Origin of the sequence: Bradyrhizobium shewense (assembly GCF_900094605.1) — a bacterium.
Classification (GTDB): Bacteria; Pseudomonadota; Alphaproteobacteria; order Rhizobiales; family Xanthobacteraceae; genus Bradyrhizobium; species Bradyrhizobium shewense.
The window spans coordinates 25,894-43,366 of sequence record NZ_FMAI01000026.1; the positions used below are offsets into that span (position 1 = coordinate 25,894).

Annotated in this window: 18 protein-coding genes and 1 tRNA gene; 8 read left to right on the forward strand and 11 right to left on the reverse strand. The window is 66.1% G+C overall.

The window, feature by feature from the left end; genetic code table 11:
- Positions 1–82 precede the first annotated feature (82 nt).
- Both GA0061098_RS34225 and GA0061098_RS34230 read left to right on the forward strand, forming a co-directional pair.
- Positions 83–1,009 (forward strand): class I SAM-dependent DNA methyltransferase, encoded by a 927-nt coding sequence (locus tag GA0061098_RS34225; protein WP_091965820.1) that lies wholly within the window; start codon positions 83–85, stop codon positions 1,007–1,009.
- A 115-nt stretch (positions 1,010–1,124) separates the two neighbouring features.
- Positions 1,125–2,354, forward strand: a complete 1,230-nt coding sequence (locus GA0061098_RS34230; protein WP_165637778.1) for an ABC transporter substrate-binding protein — start codon at positions 1,125–1,127, stop codon at positions 2,352–2,354.
- 72 nt (positions 2,355–2,426) lie between these two features.
- On the opposite strand, the gene GA0061098_RS34235 is transcribed toward GA0061098_RS34230, so the two are convergent.
- The 10 genes from GA0061098_RS34235 to GA0061098_RS34280 all read right to left on the reverse strand — a co-directional run bounded on the left by GA0061098_RS34235 (position 2,427) and on the right by GA0061098_RS34280 (position 12,165).
- Positions 2,427–3,278, reverse strand: coding sequence for an amidohydrolase family protein (locus GA0061098_RS34235; RefSeq protein WP_091965822.1), 852 nt, complete (start codon positions 3,276–3,278; stop codon positions 2,427–2,429).
- Between the two features lie 3 nt (positions 3,279–3,281).
- Positions 3,282–4,259: an aldo/keto reductase gene (locus tag GA0061098_RS34240; protein ID WP_091965823.1), complete on the reverse strand. Its 978-nt coding sequence runs from the start codon at positions 4,257–4,259 to the stop codon at positions 3,282–3,284.
- Positions 4,260–4,361: 102 nt separating this feature from the next.
- Positions 4,362–5,294: a sugar-binding protein gene (locus GA0061098_RS34245; RefSeq protein WP_165637779.1), complete on the reverse strand. Its 933-nt coding sequence runs from the start codon at positions 5,292–5,294 to the stop codon at positions 4,362–4,364.
- A gap of 95 nt (positions 5,295–5,389) precedes the next feature.
- Positions 5,390–6,472, reverse strand: coding sequence for an ABC transporter permease (locus GA0061098_RS34250; RefSeq protein ID WP_165637780.1), 1,083 nt, complete (start codon positions 6,470–6,472; stop codon positions 5,390–5,392).
- Positions 6,472–7,230: an ATP-binding cassette domain-containing protein gene (locus tag GA0061098_RS34255; protein WP_091965826.1), complete on the reverse strand. Its 759-nt coding sequence runs from the start codon at positions 7,228–7,230 to the stop codon at positions 6,472–6,474. Before GA0061098_RS34255 ends, GA0061098_RS34250 begins: the two co-directional genes overlap by 1 nt.
- 12 nt (positions 7,231–7,242) lie before the next feature.
- Positions 7,243–8,565, reverse strand: a complete 1,323-nt coding sequence (gene xylA, locus GA0061098_RS34260; RefSeq protein ID WP_091965827.1) for a xylose isomerase — start codon at positions 8,563–8,565, stop codon at positions 7,243–7,245.
- Complete coding sequence (xylB, locus tag GA0061098_RS34265; RefSeq protein WP_091965890.1) at positions 8,566–10,020, reverse strand: xylulokinase; 1,455 nt, start codon at positions 10,018–10,020, stop codon at positions 8,566–8,568. It abuts the gene before it with no gap.
- A gap of 81 nt (positions 10,021–10,101) precedes the next feature.
- A complete protein-coding gene (locus tag GA0061098_RS34270; RefSeq protein ID WP_091965828.1) occupies positions 10,102–11,172 on the reverse strand; it encodes a LacI family DNA-binding transcriptional regulator in 1,071 nt (356 codons plus the stop codon).
- Positions 11,173–11,320: 148 nt separating this feature from the next.
- Positions 11,321–11,902, reverse strand: a complete 582-nt coding sequence (locus GA0061098_RS34275; RefSeq protein ID WP_091965891.1) for a helix-turn-helix domain-containing protein — start codon at positions 11,900–11,902, stop codon at positions 11,321–11,323.
- Between the two features lie 189 nt (positions 11,903–12,091).
- Positions 12,092–12,165: transfer RNA gene (locus GA0061098_RS34280), tRNA-Gly, on the reverse strand.
- Between the two features lie 175 nt (positions 12,166–12,340).
- On the opposite strand from GA0061098_RS34280, the gene GA0061098_RS34285 reads away from it, so the two are divergent.
- The 6 genes from GA0061098_RS34285 (at position 12,341) to GA0061098_RS34310 (ending at position 15,968) form a co-directional block, all read left to right on the forward strand.
- Positions 12,341–12,916, forward strand: coding sequence for a methylated-DNA--[protein]-cysteine S-methyltransferase (locus GA0061098_RS34285; protein WP_091965892.1), 576 nt, complete (start codon positions 12,341–12,343; stop codon positions 12,914–12,916).
- A gap of 97 nt (positions 12,917–13,013) precedes the next feature.
- Positions 13,014–13,853, forward strand: coding sequence for a helix-turn-helix transcriptional regulator (locus GA0061098_RS34290; RefSeq protein ID WP_091965829.1), 840 nt, complete (start codon positions 13,014–13,016; stop codon positions 13,851–13,853).
- A 130-nt stretch (positions 13,854–13,983) separates the two neighbouring features.
- Positions 13,984–14,343, forward strand: coding sequence for a hypothetical protein (locus GA0061098_RS34295; protein ID WP_038947289.1), 360 nt, complete (start codon positions 13,984–13,986; stop codon positions 14,341–14,343).
- A gap of 104 nt (positions 14,344–14,447) precedes the next feature.
- Entirely contained in the window at positions 14,448–14,807 is a 360-nt protein-coding gene (locus GA0061098_RS34300; protein WP_165637781.1) for a VOC family protein, read from the forward strand.
- Positions 14,808–14,951: 144 nt separating this feature from the next.
- On the forward strand, positions 14,952–15,353 hold the full coding sequence (locus GA0061098_RS34305; protein WP_091965831.1) for an SRPBCC family protein: 402 nt from the start codon (positions 14,952–14,954) through the stop codon (positions 15,351–15,353).
- Between the two features lie 123 nt (positions 15,354–15,476).
- Positions 15,477–15,968 (forward strand): hypothetical protein, encoded by a 492-nt coding sequence (locus tag GA0061098_RS34310; protein ID WP_165637782.1) that lies wholly within the window; start codon positions 15,477–15,479, stop codon positions 15,966–15,968.
- Here GA0061098_RS34310 and GA0061098_RS34315 read toward each other — a convergent pair.
- Positions 15,965–17,410: an MATE family efflux transporter gene (locus GA0061098_RS34315; protein ID WP_091965833.1), complete on the reverse strand. Its 1,446-nt coding sequence runs from the start codon at positions 17,408–17,410 to the stop codon at positions 15,965–15,967. The two genes, GA0061098_RS34310 and GA0061098_RS34315, sit on opposite strands and share 4 nt — an antisense overlap.
- Positions 17,411–17,473: the final 63 nt, after the last annotated feature.

The following is a 17,473-nucleotide window of genomic DNA, read 5'->3' on the forward strand; positions in this document are numbered from 1 at the left end:
TGGATTGCCGGGCCTTCGCCGCGCCGGAGGGGCTTCGGCCCCGCAGGCGGGTCAAGCCCGGCAATGACAATCGGTTCCTCCAATGCCCCTCCGCCTATTCCAGTCCTCCGGCGATCTCATGGCCGACCGCCGCTTCGAGTTCGCGCGCGATCTCCAGCTCAAGGGCGACCTGCCCGCCGCCGCTGACCTCATAGAGCAGGCGATCGAGCTCGCGCCTGACTTCACCTCGGCCTGGTTCACGCTCGGCGAAATCCGTCAGCGGCTCGGCGAGCGCGACAAGGCCATCGCCGCCTTTCGAGAAGCGCGGCGGTCCGATCCCGACGACCACCATGGGGCCGGCCTGCATCTGATGCGGCTCGGCGACGCACAGATGGCCGAAATGCCCAAGGCCTATGTGCAGGCCCTGTTCGACCAGTACGCCCCGCGCTTCGAGCACACACTGGTCAACGATCTCGACTATCGCGCCCCGGCGCTGATCTTCAAGGCGGTGGTGGCCGCGCGGGTCGACGCGAAGAAGCCGGCCTTCTTCAAACGCACCATCGATCTCGGCTGCGGCACCGGGCTTGCGGCCGCCGCATTCTCGAAGCAGGTCGATCATTTCATCGGCATTGACCTGTCGCCCGGCATGATCAAGGAGGCGCGCGCCACCAACTTCTACGCCGAGCTCGAAGTCGCCGACATGATCGAAGGGCTGCGGAGCAAGGGCGATGGATGCGCGAACCTCGTCGTCGCCGCGGATGCGTTCGTCTATCTCTCCGATCTCGCGCCGGTGTTCAACGAAGCCAGACGCGTGCTCGTATCCGGCGGCGTGCTCGCCTTCACGCTGGAGACGCACGATGGCAGCGGCATCGTTCTCGGCGAAGGCCTGCGCTATGCCCATTCGGCGGAATATGTGCGCGGTGCCATCGCCAAGGCCGGGCTCAAGCTGCTGACGTTGGAGCCGGCCTCTCCACGGATCGAGAACAACGAGCCCGTGCGCGGCCTCGTCGTGGTCGCCGAGAAAACTTGAGTCTAGGCGCTAGCGCCCGGCGATTTGAGCGTCATTGCGTCGCAAAGCCGTGACTTCCCACTTGCGAGCCGTGCTGCGTTCCCAGCACAATGCGCATGCCAGGGAGAAACAGATCATGACGAAGAATCCATCGCGGCGCGATTTCAGCGCCGCCGCGCTCGCCACCATCGCCGCATCCACCTTGCCCGCGCCGTATGTCTGGGCCGCGGAGAAGAAATACGATGCCGGCGCCAGCGACACCGAGATCAAGATTGGGCAGACCGTGCCGCATTCCGGCCCCGGCTCGCTCTACGGCGTGTTGGGGCGCATCGGCGAGGCCTATTTCCAGATGCTGAACGAGAAGGGCGGCATCAACGGACGCAAGGTCAAGTTTCTCACCATGGACGATGCCTACAGCGCGCCGAAATGCGTCGAGGCGACGCGGCGCCTGGTCGAGCAGGAGGAAGTGCTCGCGCTGTACGGCTCGCTCGGCACCGCGCCGCAGACCGCCGTGCACAAATACCTGAACTCCAAGGGCGTGCCGCAGTTGCTGCTCAACACCGGCGCGTCGAAGTGGAATAACCCGAAAGAGTTCAAATGGACGATGGCGGGCCTGCCGCTCTATCCGACCGAGGCGCGCATCCTGGCCCGTCACGTCGTCAGCGTGAAGCCGAACGCCAAGATCGGCATCCTCTACCAGAACGACGATTTCGGCCGCGACTTCCTCGGTCCCTTCAAGAAAGTTTTGGAGGACGCCGGCGGCACCGCAAAGGTGATCATGGAGCAGACCTACGATCTCACCGAGCCGACCGTCGATTCCCAGCTCATCAACCTCTCGAAGTCGGGCGCCGACGTCTTCTACAACATCTCGACCGGCAAGGCGTCGTCGCAGTCGATCCGGAAGGTCGCCGAGCTCGGCTGGAAGCCGCTGCAGCTTCTTTCCGCCGGCTCAACCGGCCGCTCGATCCTCACTGCCGCGGGCCTCGAGAACGCCACCGGCATCGTCGCCATCCGCTACAACAAGGAGGTCGGCCTGCCCAAATGGGAGAAGGACCCCGACGTGATGGCGTTCGAGGAATTGCGCAAGAAGTACACGCCGGCCATCGACCCCGACAACACCATCGCCTTCGCCGGCTACGGCCAGGCCGTGACCATGGGCGAGATCCTGCGCCGCTGCGGCGACGACCTCACCCGCGCCAACGTGCTGAAGCAGGCCTCGAACCTCAAAGGCTTCCATTCGCCCTACTTCCTCGACGGCGTCACCTACAGCTACACGCCCGAAGACTACACGCCGATGAAGACGCTTTTCATCTCCACCTTCACCGGCAAGGACTGGGACATCTCCGACAAGCCGATGTCGGAGTAGGCTGGGGGCGCGCCGCTGCTTCCCCTCTCCTGCTTTGCCAGGAGAGGCAGGAAGCAAGAGCGCGCTCAGACGCTAACCTGCGATCGCCAGCCGATACGCCCGCGCGGCATTCACGCCAAAAGCCTTGTCCCGCAGCTGCGGGCCAAGCTTCGCCAGACAAGCCTCCAGCGCGTTCTTGATCTCGCCATAGCTTCCCGCAAGCAGGCACACCGGCCAGTCCGAGCCGAAGATCAGCCTGTCTTCGCCAAAACACCTCGCGGCGTGCGCGACGAACGGAAACAGGCGTTCCGCATCCCAATCATTCCAGACCGCCTCGGTCGCGAGCCCTGAGATCTTGCACCAGACATTGCCGCAGGCACCGAGCGCCTTGATGCGATCGGCCCACTCGTCGCTGCCGCCGTCGGCAATCGGCGGCTTGGCGGCGTGGTCGAGCACGAAGCGCGCTTGCGGAAAGGCCTGCGCGGTGGCGATCGCCGACGGCAGCTCTCGGGTGCGGACGAGGAAATCGTAGGCGAGATCGTGCGCGAACACGGCGGTGAGGCCGCGCTGGACGTCCCCGCGCAGCAGCCAATCGGGATCGGCTTCATCGTGGACCTGGTGGCGGATTCCGACCAGCTTGCCGCCGCCGGGTGAAGCGCGAAGCCGATCGAGCGTTTCGCCGAGCGCACCATCCGTCAGATCAACCCAGCCGACCACGCCGACGACGAAGGGATTTTCGTGCGCAATGCGCAAGAATTCCTCGGTCTCCTCCAGCGCGGAGCGGCATTGCACCACGATGCTGGCGTCGATGCCGTTCGCTTTCAACAGTGGCGCGAGATCCGCCGGACCAAAGGCGCGGCGGATCGGCGTCAGCTCGTCCGCTGCCATCCAGGGATAGTCGGCGCGCGCAGGATCCCAGAAATGCTGATGGCTGTCGATGATCATGCCTTACGCCCCACCCGGCAGCGGCGCGCGCGCATCGACGAGGTTTCGTGCCCGCAGTTCCTGCCAGAAGGCCGCCGGCACCGCTTTCTCCGACATCGCGATGTTGTCGGAAACCTCCGCGGCGTTGCGCGCACCCATCACGGCGACCGTGACGGCCGGATGCGCCATGCAGAACTGGAGCGCGGCGGCTTTCAGCTCGGTGCCATGCTCGCGGCAGAGCGCGTCCAGCTCCAACGCCCGCGCAACCAGCGAAGCATCGGCGTCCTGATAGTTGAACTTCGCGCTGGTGTGCGGATTGGCGAGGATGCCGCTGTTGTAGATGCCGCCGAGCAGGGTACCGATGCTCTTTGCCTGACAGACCGGAAACAGCGCATCCAGCGCGTCCTGATCGAGCAGCGTGTAGCGCCCGGCCAGCAGGAAGCAATCGACCGACACGGCCTCGGCGAAACGGACAAGCATCTCCGACTGGTTCATGCCGGCACCAATCGCCTTCACCGTGCCCTCCTCGCGCAGGCGCTGGAGCGCGCGGAAGGCACCGGCGACGGCGTCGTCATAGTGGTCATCGGGATCATGCACCAGGAGGACGTCGACACGGTCCAGCCCAAGGCGCCCCAGGCTCTCCTCGACCGAGCGCAGCACGCCGTCATGACTGAAATCGAACACCGGCCGCTCGCGCGGCGTGCCCTTGTAGTGCTCGTCCTCGGCGGCGCCGTCAACCGGCGCGCGCAGCAGGCGGCCGACCTTGGTCGAGATGGCGTAGGAGTCGCGCTTCTGCTGCCGCAGGAAGGCGCCAAGCCGCCGTTCGGCAAGGCCGAAGCCGTAGAGCGGCGCGGTATCGAAGAAGCGCACCCCGAGCGACCAGGCGCGCGCGATCGTCGCTTCAGCATCGGCATCGCTGACCGGGCTGAACAATCCGCCGAGCGGGGCGGAACCGAGACCGATTGAAGTGACGTCGAGCGAGCCGAGCCGCGACCGTTTCATTCCCATTGCCTTGTCTTCATTCCAACAGTCCAGATCATCTCCCCCGCTTGCGAAAACCGCAAGCGGGGGAGGCATGCAGGAGCGCGGGGCTGGCGGACGCTCCTACTTCAACATCTGCGCGACGTTGTCCTTGGTGACGAGGTCGAGGCCGGTGTAGACGATTTCCGGCACCTTCTCGCCCTTCTTGATGGCGAGCAGCGTGTCCATCGCCTTCTCGCCCATCTCGAACGGACGCTGGCCGACCAGCGCGTTAGCATAGCCGTCGCGCAGCAGCTCGAGCTGCATCTTCAGCGTATCGGCGACGACCAGCGTGAACTTGCCGGAATCGATGTCCTTCTTGTTCCTGCTGGCGAAGGCCTTGAAGCCTTCAGGCGCGAACATCGGCCAGCCGCCGATGGGAACGATCGCGGCGAGATCCGGCGTTGCGGTGCGCATATCCGTCATCTGCTGGACCGCGAGTGCGGGATCGTCGTTGCAGAAGGTCGGGGAGCCCGCAACCTCCGTCCATTTCGAGCCCTTCAGCGCCTCGCGCACGCCGTCGACACGCTCGGCGAGGTTCTTGGCGCCGGGGCCGCCCGAGACCATGGCGTACTTTCCGCCGTCGGGGCGCATCTTCACCAGCTGCTTGCCGAGTGCGACGCCGAACTCCTTGTTGTTGGTGCCGATATAGGCGATGCGTTTGGAGCCCGGCGCGTCGGCATCGAAGGTGATGACGGGGATGCCGGCAGCCGTCGCCGCGTCGATCGACTTGGTCATGGCCGCGACGTCGGCGACCGAGATGGCGAGACCGTCGACCTTCTGGGTGACGAAGTCCTGGATGATCTGGGCCTGCGTCGCCGGCTCATGCTCCACCGGCCCCTTGTAGATGCACTCGATATTGCCGAGCTCCTTGGCTCGCTTCAGGCAGCCGTCGCGCGCGAAGTCGAAGAACGGATTGTTCATCGCCTTGGGCACGATGACGAAGCGGTAGTTCGCGGCCAACGCCGGCGTTGCCATCATTGCGACGGCGATGCCGGCAAGAAGAAGTTTCCTCATTGTCTCCTCCACCCTTCTCTGGCGCCCGTCCTCTTTGAAACGTCCGGGAAGCGGACAGGCGGCATCTTCGTTGTTTTCCCGGAACGACGTCACCTTCAGCTCATGCGCGAGCGGATGCGGTCGACCAGCACGGCCAGGATGATGATCACGCCCACCAGCGTCTGCTGCCAGTAGGAGGAGACCTGAGCCAGCACGAGGCCATTGCGGATCACCTCCAGCAGCACGCAGCCGACGATGGCCCCGAGCGGACCGCCGATGCCGCCGGCGAGGTTTGCGCCGCCGATGACGGCCGCCGCGATCACGTTGAGCTCGTAGGACGTCGCCATGTTGGCGGGCGCCGATCCGAGCCAGCCGGAGATGATGATGCCCTGCAGGCCGGCTGCGAGCGCGCAGATCACATAGACCTCGATCTTCACCCGCACGACCGGAATGCCGGTCAATTCGGCCGCCTTCTCGTTGCCGCCGAGCGCGAAGACGTGGCGGCCGAACGAGGTGTGATGCAGGACCACGGCCATCGTCAGTGCGAGGATCACGAGATAAATGAAAGGCACGGGCACGCCGAGCACGTCGCCCGAGGTGAGCGCGTAGAAACGATCGGCATCGGGCCCGCCCGGAAAGCTGCCGCGGCCGTTGGAGACGACGTAGCCGAGCCCGCGCACGATCGAGAGCATGCCGAGCGTGGTGACGAAGGGCGACAGGCCGAGCACCGCGATGCAGAAGCCGTTGACGAGCCCGGCGATCAGCGCGACGCCGAGCCCGGCGACGATCGAGACCAGCAGGATCAGGCCCGGCACATTGGCAATTACGGTCTTGCCGTCGGCCGCCAGATGCACGAACAGCGCGCCCGCCGGCGAGCCGGGCGCCGAGAGCTCGGTCATCACCATCGAGGTGATCATGGCCGAGAAGCACATCATCGATCCCACCGACAGATCGATGCCGCCGGTGATGATCACGAAGGTGACGCCGAGGGTGGCGATGGCGATGAACGAAAAGTTCTTCGCCACGTTCTGCATGTTGCCTTCGGTGAAGAAATATGGGCTGGCGAAATGCATGATCACCAGCAGCACCGCGAGCGCGAGCAGCACGTAGCCGGTCTGGGAGGCGAAGATGCCGCGCTGCCACCATCTGATCCGGCCGACATTGGTGAAGCTGATCGGGGATTCCATGGGCATGGCCATCACGCCGCCTCCTTCGCGCCGGTGATGAGGGCGGTGACTTCCTCTGGCGAGGTCTGGTGGATCGGCTTGTCGGCCCGCTTCTCGCCGCGGCGCATGACGATGACGCGGTCGCATACTGCGAACACGTCGGGCATGCGGTGCGAGATCAGCATCACGGCGACACCCTGCTCCTTGAGCCGGTGGATCAGCCCGAGCACCTGCTCGACCTGGCGAACCGAGATCGCGGCGGTCGGCTCGTCCATCATCACCAGCCGCGCATTGGAGAGCCGCGTCCGCGCGATCGCGACCGCCTGGCGCTGGCCGCCCGACATCTGCTTGACGAGATCGTCGGGGCGCGTCTCCGAGCGCAGCTCGCCGAACAGCTCCAGCGCGCGTGCCGCCATCGCCTTGTGGTCAAGCAATGCGATGGGCCCGAACCTGCGCTTCAGCTCGCGGCCGAGGAACACGTTGGCCGCCGCCGTGAGATTGTCCGACAGCGCGAGGTCCTGGTAGACGACCTCGATACCGACCGCGCGGGCATCGACCGGCCGGCTGAAATGAACCGCGTCGCCGGCAAAGCGGATCTCGCCGTGGCTGGGACGGAAATTGCCGGCGATGATCTTGACCAGCGTCGACTTGCCCGCGCCGTTGTCGCCCATCAGGCCGACCACCTCGCCTGGCATGACCTGCATGTCGACGCCGTGCAGCGCGCGGATCGCGCCGAACTCCTTGCCGATGCCGGTCAGCTCGAGGACCGGTCTCGCGTCAGCGTTTGCCATCAGCAGCCTCGCTCAGACATAGCGGTTGACCAGGGATTCCAGATATTCCTGCCGGCCCGAGCGCGGCTGCGGTTCGAAACCGGGACGAAGCGCGCGGTCGGCGAGATCGGCGAGCGAACGTTGGCCGCCAAGAATGGCGCGGCCCTCGGTGCCGGCCCATCCCTCGTAACGCTCGGTGAGCGGCGCCGTGAGGGCGCCGGCATCGACCATGTCGGCGGCGGCGAGGAACGCGCGCGCGCACGCATCCATCGAGCCGACATGGGCGTGGATCAGATCGTCCGGATCGATCGACTGCCGCCGGATCTTGGCGTCGAAATTGAGCCCGCCGGTGGTGAAGCCGCCACGGTTCAGGATCTCGTGAAACACCAGCGCCAGCTCCGGGACGTTCATCGCGAACTGGTCGGTGTCCCAGCCGAGCAGATCGTCGCCGCGGTTGACGTCGAGCGAGCCGAACACGCCGAGCGCCTCGGCGAGCGCGACCTCATGGTGGAAGGAGTGGCCGGCAAGGATGGCGTGGTTCTGCTCGATGTTGAGCTTGACGTCCTTCAAGAGGTCGTAGCGCGCAAGGAAGCCGTAGCAGGTGGCGACGTCGAAATCATATTGATGCTTGGTCGGCTCCTTGGGCTTCGGCTCGATTAGGATCGGCCCCTTGAAGCCGATCTTGTGCTTGTGCTCGACCACCAGCGAGATGAAGCGGCCGAGCTGGTCGAGCTCGCGCTTGAGATCGGTGTTGAGCAGCGTCTCGTAGCCCTCGCGCCCGCCCCACAGCACGTAGTTCTGGCCGCCGAGCCGGTGCGTCACCTCCAGCGCGGCGCGGACCTGGCCTGCCGCATAGGTGAATATCTCCGGGTCGGGATTGGTCGCTGCGCCCGCCATGTAGCGACGATGCGTGAACAGATTGGCGGTGCCCCAGAGCAGGCGCACCTTGCTCGCGGCCATCTTCGCTTCGAACAGATCGGCGATCGCATTGAGATTGGCGACGGACTCGGCGAGCGAGCTACCTTCCGGCGCGGCATCGACGTCGTGGAAGGTGAAGAACGGCACATCGAGCAGGCGGAACAGCTCGAAGGCGACGTCGGCCTTGGCCCGCGCCTGCGCCATCGCGTCACCGCCCTGATGCCACGGCCTCAGGAACGTCTCGCCGCCGAAGGGATCGCCGCCCGGCCAGCAGAACGAATGCCAATAGCAGACCGCAAAGCGCAGATGATCCTCCAGCCTGCGGCCGTGCACGAGGCGGTCCTTGTCGTACCAGCGGAACGCGGGCTCCTGTCCCGCATCCTTGCCGGCGAAGGCGACAGGTGTAGTTGCATCGAAGAATTTGGCTGACGCGTTCACTTAAGAGCACTCCTTCAATGCGCGATAAAGCTCGCGCCATCGCCGATAGGCCTCGTCATAGGCCTCCGTGACGGATGCGCGGGGCGTGAAGCTCGCGAGTCGCCGCGGGCGGGTGCAGACCGCTGCGGGTCTCTCGCCGGTCACCGCGAGCCGGCCTAGCCTGGAGGCGCCGAGGGCCGCCCCCACCTCGCCTTCCTCGATGCGATGGACGGGAATGCCGAGCACATCGGCGCAGATCTGCGCCCACAGCGACGAGCGCGAGCCGCCGCCGACGAGATCGAGCTCGGCAACGGGCCCGCTCGCTGCGCTCAGCGCCGCCAGATTGTCGCGCGCGGCGAAGGCGACGCCTTCGAGCACGGCCTGCACGACCTGCGTCCGCCCGGTCGCACCGCGCAGGCCGACGAAGGCGCCGCTGGCGGCGGTATCGTTGTGCGGCGTGCGCTCGCCGTCGAGATAGGGCAGGAATCTGATCGGGCTCGGCCCATCGACGCGCTCGCCGAGCGGCGCCAGCAGCGCTGCGGCCGGCGTCTCCATCACACCGGCGAGCCAGGCCAGCGACGCCGCCGCCGAGAGCATCACGCCCATCTGATGCCAGAGACCAGGCAACGCGTGGCAGAACGCATGCACCGCCGAGGCCGGCGCCGGCGCGAAGCGATCGGTGACGCGGAACACCACGCCGGAGGTGCCCAGCGACAGGAACGCATCGCCCGGTGCGATCGCGCCGAGCCCGATCGCGCTCGCGGCGTTATCGCCGGCGCCGCCCGCGACAACGACATCTTTCGCCATGCCCCAGCGCTGCGCGAGTCCCGGCGCGAGCATGGCGCTCACCTCGCTGCCCTCGACGAGGCGCGGCATGTGGTGAAGATCGAGCCCCGTGGCATGCAGCAGCAGGGGCGACCAGCGGCGCAGACCGACATCGAGCCACAGCGTGCCGGCCGCATCCGACATATCCTCGATCATCTCGCCGGTCAGGCGATAGCGCACATAAGCCTTTGGCAGTAGCACCTTTGCGATTCGCGCGAAGATTTTTGGCTCATGCCGCGCGACCCACAACAGCTTCGGGGCGGTGAAACCGGGCATCGCGAGATTGCCGGCAATCGCGTGCAGCGACGGGCAACGCTGCTCCAGCACGGCGCATTCGGCCTGCGAGCGGCCGTCGTTCCAGAGGATCGCCGGACGCAGCGGCCGTCCGTCCTCGTCGAGCAGCGTCGCGCCATGCATCTGGCCCGACAGGCCAATGCCGCGGACCCGCGTGACCTCGCCTGGATGGCGGGCGGCGAGATCGTCGACCGCACCGATGGCAGCATCGACCCAGGAATCGGGGTCCTGCTCGGACCACAACGGCGCCGGATGCGACAGCGCAAGCTCGCGCGCCGCCGTCGCGAGGATCGCGCCGGCTTCGCTCACGAGCACCGCTTTCACACCGGATGTGCCGATGTCCAGTCCGAGATACAAATCGTCCTCCTCTTTGCCCATTTGCGAGGCGCGATCTTGACGTCACGCTCTCCGCCACGGCCCGTTCGATATCCACTGCCGCTAGGGCAGATTGTCCCGCATCACGATGTCGATCCTGATCTTCTCCTGTTCGCGCAGGATCGGCTCGCCGCGGGCGAGCGCGAGCAGCACGCGCACCGCGGCACGCGCTTCATGTCCGGGGTTCTGCGAGATCGCGGCATCCATCACGCCCTGCAGCAGCAGCCGGCGCGTCAGCACGGTGACGTCATGACCGACGAACACGACCTCGTTGCGACCGGCATCGCTCAACGCCTTGTCATTCAAGGCCTTGTCATTCAAGGCTTTGGCGACGCCTTGCGTGCCCGCGCCGACGTTATAAAGGCCGACGATGTCGGCATGCTTGCCCAATAGCCGCGCCAGCACCTGTTCCGAACGATCGTCCTCGTCGCGGCCTTCCAGCACCGGCAGCACGCTGAGCCCTGGGAATTCCGACGCCATCACCTGGTTGAAGCCGAAGATGCGCTCGGCATGGTCGCGCAGGCCCTGCGAGCCCGCGACGATCGCGACCTTGCCGGACTTTTGGCCGGCCAGCCGCCCGACCAGCGCGCCGGCGGTGCGTCCCGCGGCAATGTTGTCGATGCCGACATAATGGTGGCGGCGCGACGACGGCACGTCCGAAACCAGCGTCACCACCTTGGTGCCGGCATCGACGAGATCGTTGATCGCGGCGCGGACGCCCGGATGATCCAGCGCCACCACGGCGACGCCGTCGTAATCGCCCGACAGCGTCTCCAGCGTGCCTGCGAGCACCGAGGGGTCAAACACGTCGGTCGCGACCAGCTCGACATTGAGACGGCGAACCGTGAGCCAGGCCGACATCTCGCCGAGATAGGCCTCGATCTGCTGCATGAACGGGTTCGGCCCCGACGGCATCACGAAGGCGAAGCGGCGGGCGCGGCCGCGAGCAAGCTCGGCGGCCGCGACGTGCGGCTGGAACGCGTTGCGCTCGATCGCCGCCTTGACGCGCCGCACCGTGTCCGGCCGCACCCCCGGGCGGTTGTGCAGCACGCGGTCCACGGTCGCGAGGCTGACGCCTGCCTCGCGGGCGATGTCCTTCAGCGTCAGCGCGGTCGCGGTGAGGGTCTCGGCCATCGCTGAAGGTTAGCAGAGGTGTTTTGAGGTACGCAACTCATTTTGAGGGCCGTGAGCTCCTGAGTCGGCGAACAGGTCCAAGCGCTCCCGCAACCGGCCTGAGCATTTGACCGACTTGTCGACAGGCCATGACAGGCCTGCTCTGATCTCACATCTGCCCGTAGGAGGCGCCGCGCCGCGTGATGATGACGTAGCGTGCGTCCTGCTTGGTTTCGTTCTCGAAGATCACCGCGCGCATCACGTCGAAATCCAGGCAGTCGCCTTCGCGCAGACGCACCGCCTTGGCGTCGATGTGCACGGCGATCGCGCCCTGCAGCATCAGCAACTGCTGGGTAAAGGCGTTGCGGCCCCAGGGGCTGTACGGCACCCGCGCGCCGGCCGGCAAATCGACGACGATGATCTCGATGCCGCTGGCCGCATCCGTCGGCGAGGCGTGCCGCCGGCGATAGCCGCTGTCGGGATCGCGCCAGTGCGGCTGGTCGGCAAGCCGCACCAACCGCTCCGGCGGCTTCTCGGCGAGCGCGACGACATCGCTGAGCGACACGTCGAGCGCCGCGCAGAGTCTTCCCAGCAGCGCAGCCGTCGCGCTGCTCTGCGCCCGCTCCACTCGCCCGATCATGGCACGGCTGACGCCGGACCGCGCCGCGAGCTCGTTCAACGTCATGCCCGCCTGTGTCCTCAGCGTCTTCAGGCGGCGACCGATCGCGCGATCGAGTTTCTGCTGGTCCATCTCTTTGCAGGTCCTGGCCTTCATCCAAGCGCTGGCCGGCGCAAGGGCCGCCCCGGGGATGAGCAGAGCTTAGGCCAATGGAAAGTTTAGACCGGACGAGAGCAGCTAATATATTGGAATCTCAGACCCGCGCGAATGCGCATTGGCGCCTGCAAGTCCGGTCGTTAATGGACATTCAATCGGGGAGCTTGGAGCGGGCGAAGGGAATCGAACCCTCGTATGCAGCTTGGGAAGCTGCCGTTCTACCATTGAACTACGCCCGCTTATGCGCGGCTTGCGCGCCCGTCCTGATTAGCCGAGACGGCGCCTCCCGCCAAGCGGTTTGGCGCAGCCAGCCGGCCGGTTATTAACGTCCTGATAAGATTCCAGGTGCGCCGGATTGTGGCGGTGTTATGATCTCCTGTCTGGGGAGAGACGTGCACTGAGTGGGGCGTGTGCATGGTGGGGCGTGGCTATACGATATTCGACACGGCGATCGGGCGCTGCGGCATCATCTGGAGCGACACCGGCGTGGTGGCCGTGCAATTGCCGGAGGCGCGGGAGATCGATACCCGCCGCCGCATTTTTGCGATCCATCCCGAGGCGCGCGAGCAGCGCCCCTCCAACAATGCCGAGCTTGCGATCGAGGGCATCGTGAGCCTGCTGCAGGGCAACGATCCCGATTTTTCCGAGGTCAGCCTGGATGCCGGCGGGGTGCCCGGCTTCAATCGCCGCGTCTATGAGTTCGCCTGCTCCATTCCGCGCGGGGAGACGCGCACCTATCACGAGGTCGCCAAGGCGCTGGGCGCTTCAGGCGCGGCACATTCGGTGGCACAGGCGATCGCCAAGAATCCCTACATGCTGATCGTGCCCTGCCACCGCATGCTGGAGGCCGGCAATTACACCGATCGGCTCTCGCCTTATGGCGGGGTGATCTCCAAGCGGCGCCTGCTGGCGCTCGAGGGCGCCCATCCGGTCGCCAGCAAGACGCTGTTCGAGGTGCTGCTGCCCGTTGCCCCACCAAGGCCGAGCTAAGGCGCGATCTTGACCGCACCTTAGCTTTGTATTTTTGGGCATGATCTTGTCGGACAACCGCTACACACTTGTCCGGATCATGCCTAGATAAGGCGGCATGGACGCGAACACACTGCTGACGTCACAATCGATGACCGTCTCCGAGTTTCGCTGCGACGCGGGACCGGGCGATACGCCGTTTGCCGAATGCCGCACCGGGCATTCCATCGCCTATGTCCGCTCGGGCAGCTTCGGCTGCCATTGCCGCGCCGGTTTCTTCGACCTGGTGGCGGGCTCGATGCTGGTCGGCGCGCCCGGCGAGGAATACACCTGCACACATGAGCATGTCAGCGGCGACGTCTGCCTGTCGTTCTTCCTCAGCGAGGACATGGTCGATGCCCTCGGCGGACGACGCGAGATCTGGCACGTCGGCGCCACGCCGCCGCTGCCCGAATTGATGGTGCTGGGCGAGCTCGCCCAGACGGCGGCAGATGGCAACAGCGACATCGGTCTCGACGAGGTCGGCCAGATCCTGGCCGGCCGTTTTGTCGACGTCGTTTCCGGCAAGGCGCGCAAGCCGGCCACGCCCTCCGCGCGCGACCGCCGCCGCGCGGTCGAGGCCGCGCTGTGGATCGACGACAATTCGCATGCCGAGGTCGATCTCGAACAGATGGCAAAGCAGGCGGGCCTCAGCCCGTTCCATTTCCTGCGGCTGTTCTCGAGCGTGCTCGGCGTCACCCCGCATCAATATCTGGTGCGCTCGCGGCTGCGCCACGCCGCACGGCTGCTCACCGATGACGACATCGCGGTCACCGATCTCGCCTATGACGTCGGCTTCGGCGATCTCTCCAACTTCGTCCGCACCTTCCACCGCGCTGCCGGCGTATCGCCGACCAAGTTCCGCCAGGCCTCGAAGGGAGAGCGCAGCATCCTCGCCGAACGCCTCGTCCTCAACTGAGACAGGTCGGCCGCATGGTGGGGTAATAGTCTGTTGACCAGACGGGCGCGTCGCACTGGGCTTACGGCACGCCGCGCGATACTACAACCAAAGAGCGAATCAACGCTCTTTGAGTGCGGCGACCCGGCAGATGAACAGTGCCCCGAGTGATGTGATTGCGGCCACACTGATCGCGCTTGCCGTCGGTCTTGCCTTCATCGCCGGCTGTGCCGTCTATTATGGCCGCCAGATCACCTCGCGCAGGATTCCGATGCAGTGGGGCACCGACGGTCAGCCGGCCTGGTTTGCACCACGCCTCATCGGGCTCTGGTTCAGCTTCGGCGTCACGGCGGCCCTCTCCGCGTTCCTGCTCGTGCTCGCCCTACATGACCCGCAGAAGCTCACGGCCCTGATCGTTGCAACAGTCAGCGTGATCGGAACGAACATGTGGGTTCACGTCTATCACCTGAAACGGGTGATCCGGTGGCAGTCGGAGGTGCCGGCGAATTAGCCGGCTGCCAAGCGCAAGATTCTCCAAGAGCCGCCCACTTCACCTCGACTAGGGTCGTCCCCGGCGCGCGCCATTTTCGACGCGCTTTGCAGATGGAGACGATCATGTACGACCACATCGGGCTTCGCGTTGCCGATCTCGACGCCGCGACGCGCTTCTACACCGCGGTGCTGGCGCCGCTCGGTTACGTCCTGTGCTCAAGCGGCGACGATTATGCCGGCTTCGGGCCGAAGGGCGAGCCTGCGCTGTGGCTGCACCTGAACAAGGGCCGCAAGGCCGACGGTGCGCACATCGCGTTCCGCGCCGGAAATCATGACGCGGTCAAGGCGTTCCACAGCGAAGGCCTGAAGAGCGGCGGCCGCGACAATGGCGGCGCCGGGCCGCGCAAGGATTACAGCCCGACCTATTACGCGGCGTTCCTGATCGACCCTGATGGCAACAATGTCGAGGCGGTTTGTGTGTGAGGCGCGACCTGAGGTGCCACATACGCCGTCATTCCGGGATGGTGCGAAGCACCAGACCCGGAATCTCGAGATTCTCAGGTGCGCAATTGCGCACCATAGTTCGCGCTCCGCGCGCCCCGGAATGACTCCAACAATGGGAATCCCATGGCCTCCATCCACAACGACATCTCCATCAATGCCCCGGCGCGCGACGTCTGGGATGCGGTGCGCGATTTCGGCGCACTGCATGAGCGGCTGGCGCCCGGCTTCGTCACCGCCTGCACGCTCGACGGCGATGCGCGTATCGTCACCTTCGCCAACGGCTCGGTGGCGCGCGAAGTGCTGGTCGATTGCGACGACGCGCGGCAGCGCCTCGTCTATGCCATCAACAACGAGCGGCTGAAGCATTACAGCGCCTCGGTGCAGGTGATCGCCGACGGCGAGCGGAGAAGCCGCTTGGTGTGGATCATCGACATGCTGCCGAACGAGCTTGCAGCCTATGTCCAGGGCCAGACCAAGGACGCCGTCGTTGCGATACATAAAGCGTTTCCGCCCGCTGCAGCCTAGCGGCGGTCCACTCGGCTCTGTGAGTTTTCTCACAGAGCTCCGCCCTCGCCAGCCGTAACCATCGCGGCGTGCGTCCGGTTGACTCCGCTCTCCCGGCGGCGCCACGCACGCGAGGAGCATGCCATGAGAGGTGCGGACAAGGTGATCTGCCAGGCGGCCGCCGTGCTGCTGCTGTTTTCAGTCGCGAGCTCGCCGGCGAAGGCGCAGTTCCTCGGCGGCGGAGGTGCCGGCGGCGAGGACATGATGACCCAGATGGCCCCGATGCTGGAGATGATGAAGGCGAAGATGGGCAAGCGCCGCTTCGCCATGATGATGCAGACCATGGGCCCGATGATGAGCCGCATGATGGAGAACGGCGGCGGAGGGCTTGGTGGCATGATGGGCGGTGGCCTCGGTGGCGGCGGCAATCTCGGCGGCGGCTTCGGCGCACCCAATTACGGCGGCTACACCCCGATGGGCGGTACCATGCCGGGCGGTTATGGCGGCGTTGGTGGCGGCGACATCATGGGCATGATCGGCGGTTCCGGTGGAGGCGACATGATGGCGATGATTCCGCAACTGATGCGGCTCGCCAATGTCGGCGGCGGCGGCCATCGCCGCCACAGGCATCGCTAATCGGCGGCGCCCGATAGAGCCGGCCTGATCGCAGCCTTGCTCGCGCGCGGTCCCCAGCGCGTCAGCACCACGCTGGAGAACGAGAGCAGGCCGAGCACGACCATCGAGCTTGCGGCCAGCCAGAAAAAGCTCTGCGCGGTCGCATCGTGGGTCGACAGCCACCAGCCGGCCGCCGAGATGTAGATCAGCCGCGCCGTCTGCGCCAGCACCGGCCCGATCACCTTGGCCGCGCCTTGCGAGGAGAAATACATCGTCGTGGCGATGCCGAAGAATGCGTAGAACGGTCCGACCGTCGAGAGATATTGATGGCTCGCCGCGCGCACGGCCGCGCTGTCGGTGAAGATGTTGATCCAGAGATCGGGGAACATCGCAACGACGCACGCCGGCGCCCCGACGGCCACGAAGGCGGCAGCACTGGCGATCCAGGCGACGCGCCGGGCGCGCGCGATGTTGCCTGCGCCGATCGCCATCCCCACCATCGGCACGCAGGCGATGCCGAACGAGAACGCGATCGAGGTCAGCAAAAATTCGAGCCGCGCGCCGATGCCGTAGCCGGCGAGGATCGTGGTGCCGAACTTCGCCAGCATGTGGGTGAAGATCGAGATCGTCAGCACCGATTGCAGCGGCGAGAAGCAGGCGATCGCGCCGACCTTCAGGATGTCGAAAAACATCGCCCACTGAATGCGCAGGCCACGCAGCTTCGGTGTAACCCGGGCGCGGCCGGAGAACAGGTACCAGCCCATGATGCAGATGTTCATGGAATAGGCGATCAGCGCGCCGGCCGCGACGCCGCGCATGCCGAACTGCGGCACCGGCCCGAGCCCGAGGCCCAGCGTGCCGCCGAGCACGATCTGCCAGGCCGCCGAGTTGAGGATCAGGAACGACGGCAGCTTCATGTTGCCGGTGCCGCGCAGCACGCCGGCCATGGTGTTGAGCAGCCAGGGCAGCACGGCGCCGCCGAAAAAAACCTGCGTGTAGGCGACGGCGTGGGTCAGCACGGCGCCGCGGCCGCCGAGCATTTCCAGCACCCGCGGCCCGAAGATCAGCATGCCCAGCATGAAGACGAGGCCGAAGCTGATGCCGATCAGGATCGCATGCGCGGCGAGCGTGGCGGCGCGTTCGCGATCGCCGGCGCCGAGCGCGCGGGCAATGGCGGAAGCCACCGCACCACCCATGGCGCCGCCCGACATCGTCATGGTCAGAATGATTGTCGGAAACACCAGCGCCATCGCCGCCAGCGCCTCGACGCCGAGCCGGCCGATATAGGAGGTCTCCGCGATCACCGTGCAGGTGCCGGCCGAGAGCGCGATCACGTTGGGCCAGGCGAGGGAGAGCAGCGTGCGCAGAATCGGCCCGTCCGTCAGCGCGCTTCGCACCGGCGGCGGGGGCGGCGGCAGCGGACGCTCTTGCTCATCGACCGGGATTTCGGCGATGTCGGACATGTCCTCTCCGGGGCACGGGGCGCCATTTGCGGCGCGGCAATGCGTAGGTGTGCCAATTATTTT

Excerpts from the sequence above, each read along its gene's own strand:
- GA0061098_RS34225 (WP_091965820.1), top strand. The coding sequence starts at position 83 with ATGCCCCTCCGCCTATTCCAGTCCTCCGGCGATCTCATGGCCGACCGC.
- GA0061098_RS34230 (WP_165637778.1), top strand. The coding sequence starts at position 1,125 with ATGACGAAGAATCCATCGCGGCGCGATTTCAGCGCCGCCGCGCTCGCC.
- GA0061098_RS34235 (WP_091965822.1), bottom strand. The coding sequence starts at position 3,278 with ATGATCATCGACAGCCATCAGCATTTCTGGGATCCTGCGCGCGCCGAC.
- GA0061098_RS34240 (WP_091965823.1), bottom strand. The coding sequence starts at position 4,259 with ATGAAACGGTCGCGGCTCGGCTCGCTCGACGTCACTTCAATCGGTCTC.
- GA0061098_RS34245 (WP_165637779.1), bottom strand. The coding sequence starts at position 5,294 with ATGAGGAAACTTCTTCTTGCCGGCATCGCCGTCGCAATGATGGCAACG.
- GA0061098_RS34250 (WP_165637780.1), bottom strand. The coding sequence starts at position 6,472 with ATGGCCATGCCCATGGAATCCCCGATCAGCTTCACCAATGTCGGCCGG.
- GA0061098_RS34255 (WP_091965826.1), bottom strand. The coding sequence starts at position 7,230 with ATGGCAAACGCTGACGCGAGACCGGTCCTCGAGCTGACCGGCATCGGC.
- GA0061098_RS34270 (WP_091965828.1), bottom strand. The coding sequence starts at position 11,172 with ATGGCCGAGACCCTCACCGCGACCGCGCTGACGCTGAAGGACATCGCC.
- GA0061098_RS34275 (WP_091965891.1), bottom strand. The coding sequence starts at position 11,902 with ATGGACCAGCAGAAACTCGATCGCGCGATCGGTCGCCGCCTGAAGACG.
- GA0061098_RS34285 (WP_091965892.1), top strand. The coding sequence starts at position 12,341 with ATGGTGGGGCGTGGCTATACGATATTCGACACGGCGATCGGGCGCTGC.
- GA0061098_RS34290 (WP_091965829.1), top strand. The coding sequence starts at position 13,014 with ATGGACGCGAACACACTGCTGACGTCACAATCGATGACCGTCTCCGAG.
- GA0061098_RS34295 (WP_038947289.1), top strand. The coding sequence starts at position 13,984 with ATGAACAGTGCCCCGAGTGATGTGATTGCGGCCACACTGATCGCGCTT.
- GA0061098_RS34300 (WP_165637781.1), top strand. The coding sequence starts at position 14,448 with ATGTACGACCACATCGGGCTTCGCGTTGCCGATCTCGACGCCGCGACG.
- GA0061098_RS34305 (WP_091965831.1), top strand. The coding sequence starts at position 14,952 with ATGGCCTCCATCCACAACGACATCTCCATCAATGCCCCGGCGCGCGAC.
- GA0061098_RS34310 (WP_165637782.1), top strand. The coding sequence starts at position 15,477 with ATGAGAGGTGCGGACAAGGTGATCTGCCAGGCGGCCGCCGTGCTGCTG.
- GA0061098_RS34315 (WP_091965833.1), bottom strand. The coding sequence starts at position 17,410 with ATGTCCGACATCGCCGAAATCCCGGTCGATGAGCAAGAGCGTCCGCTG.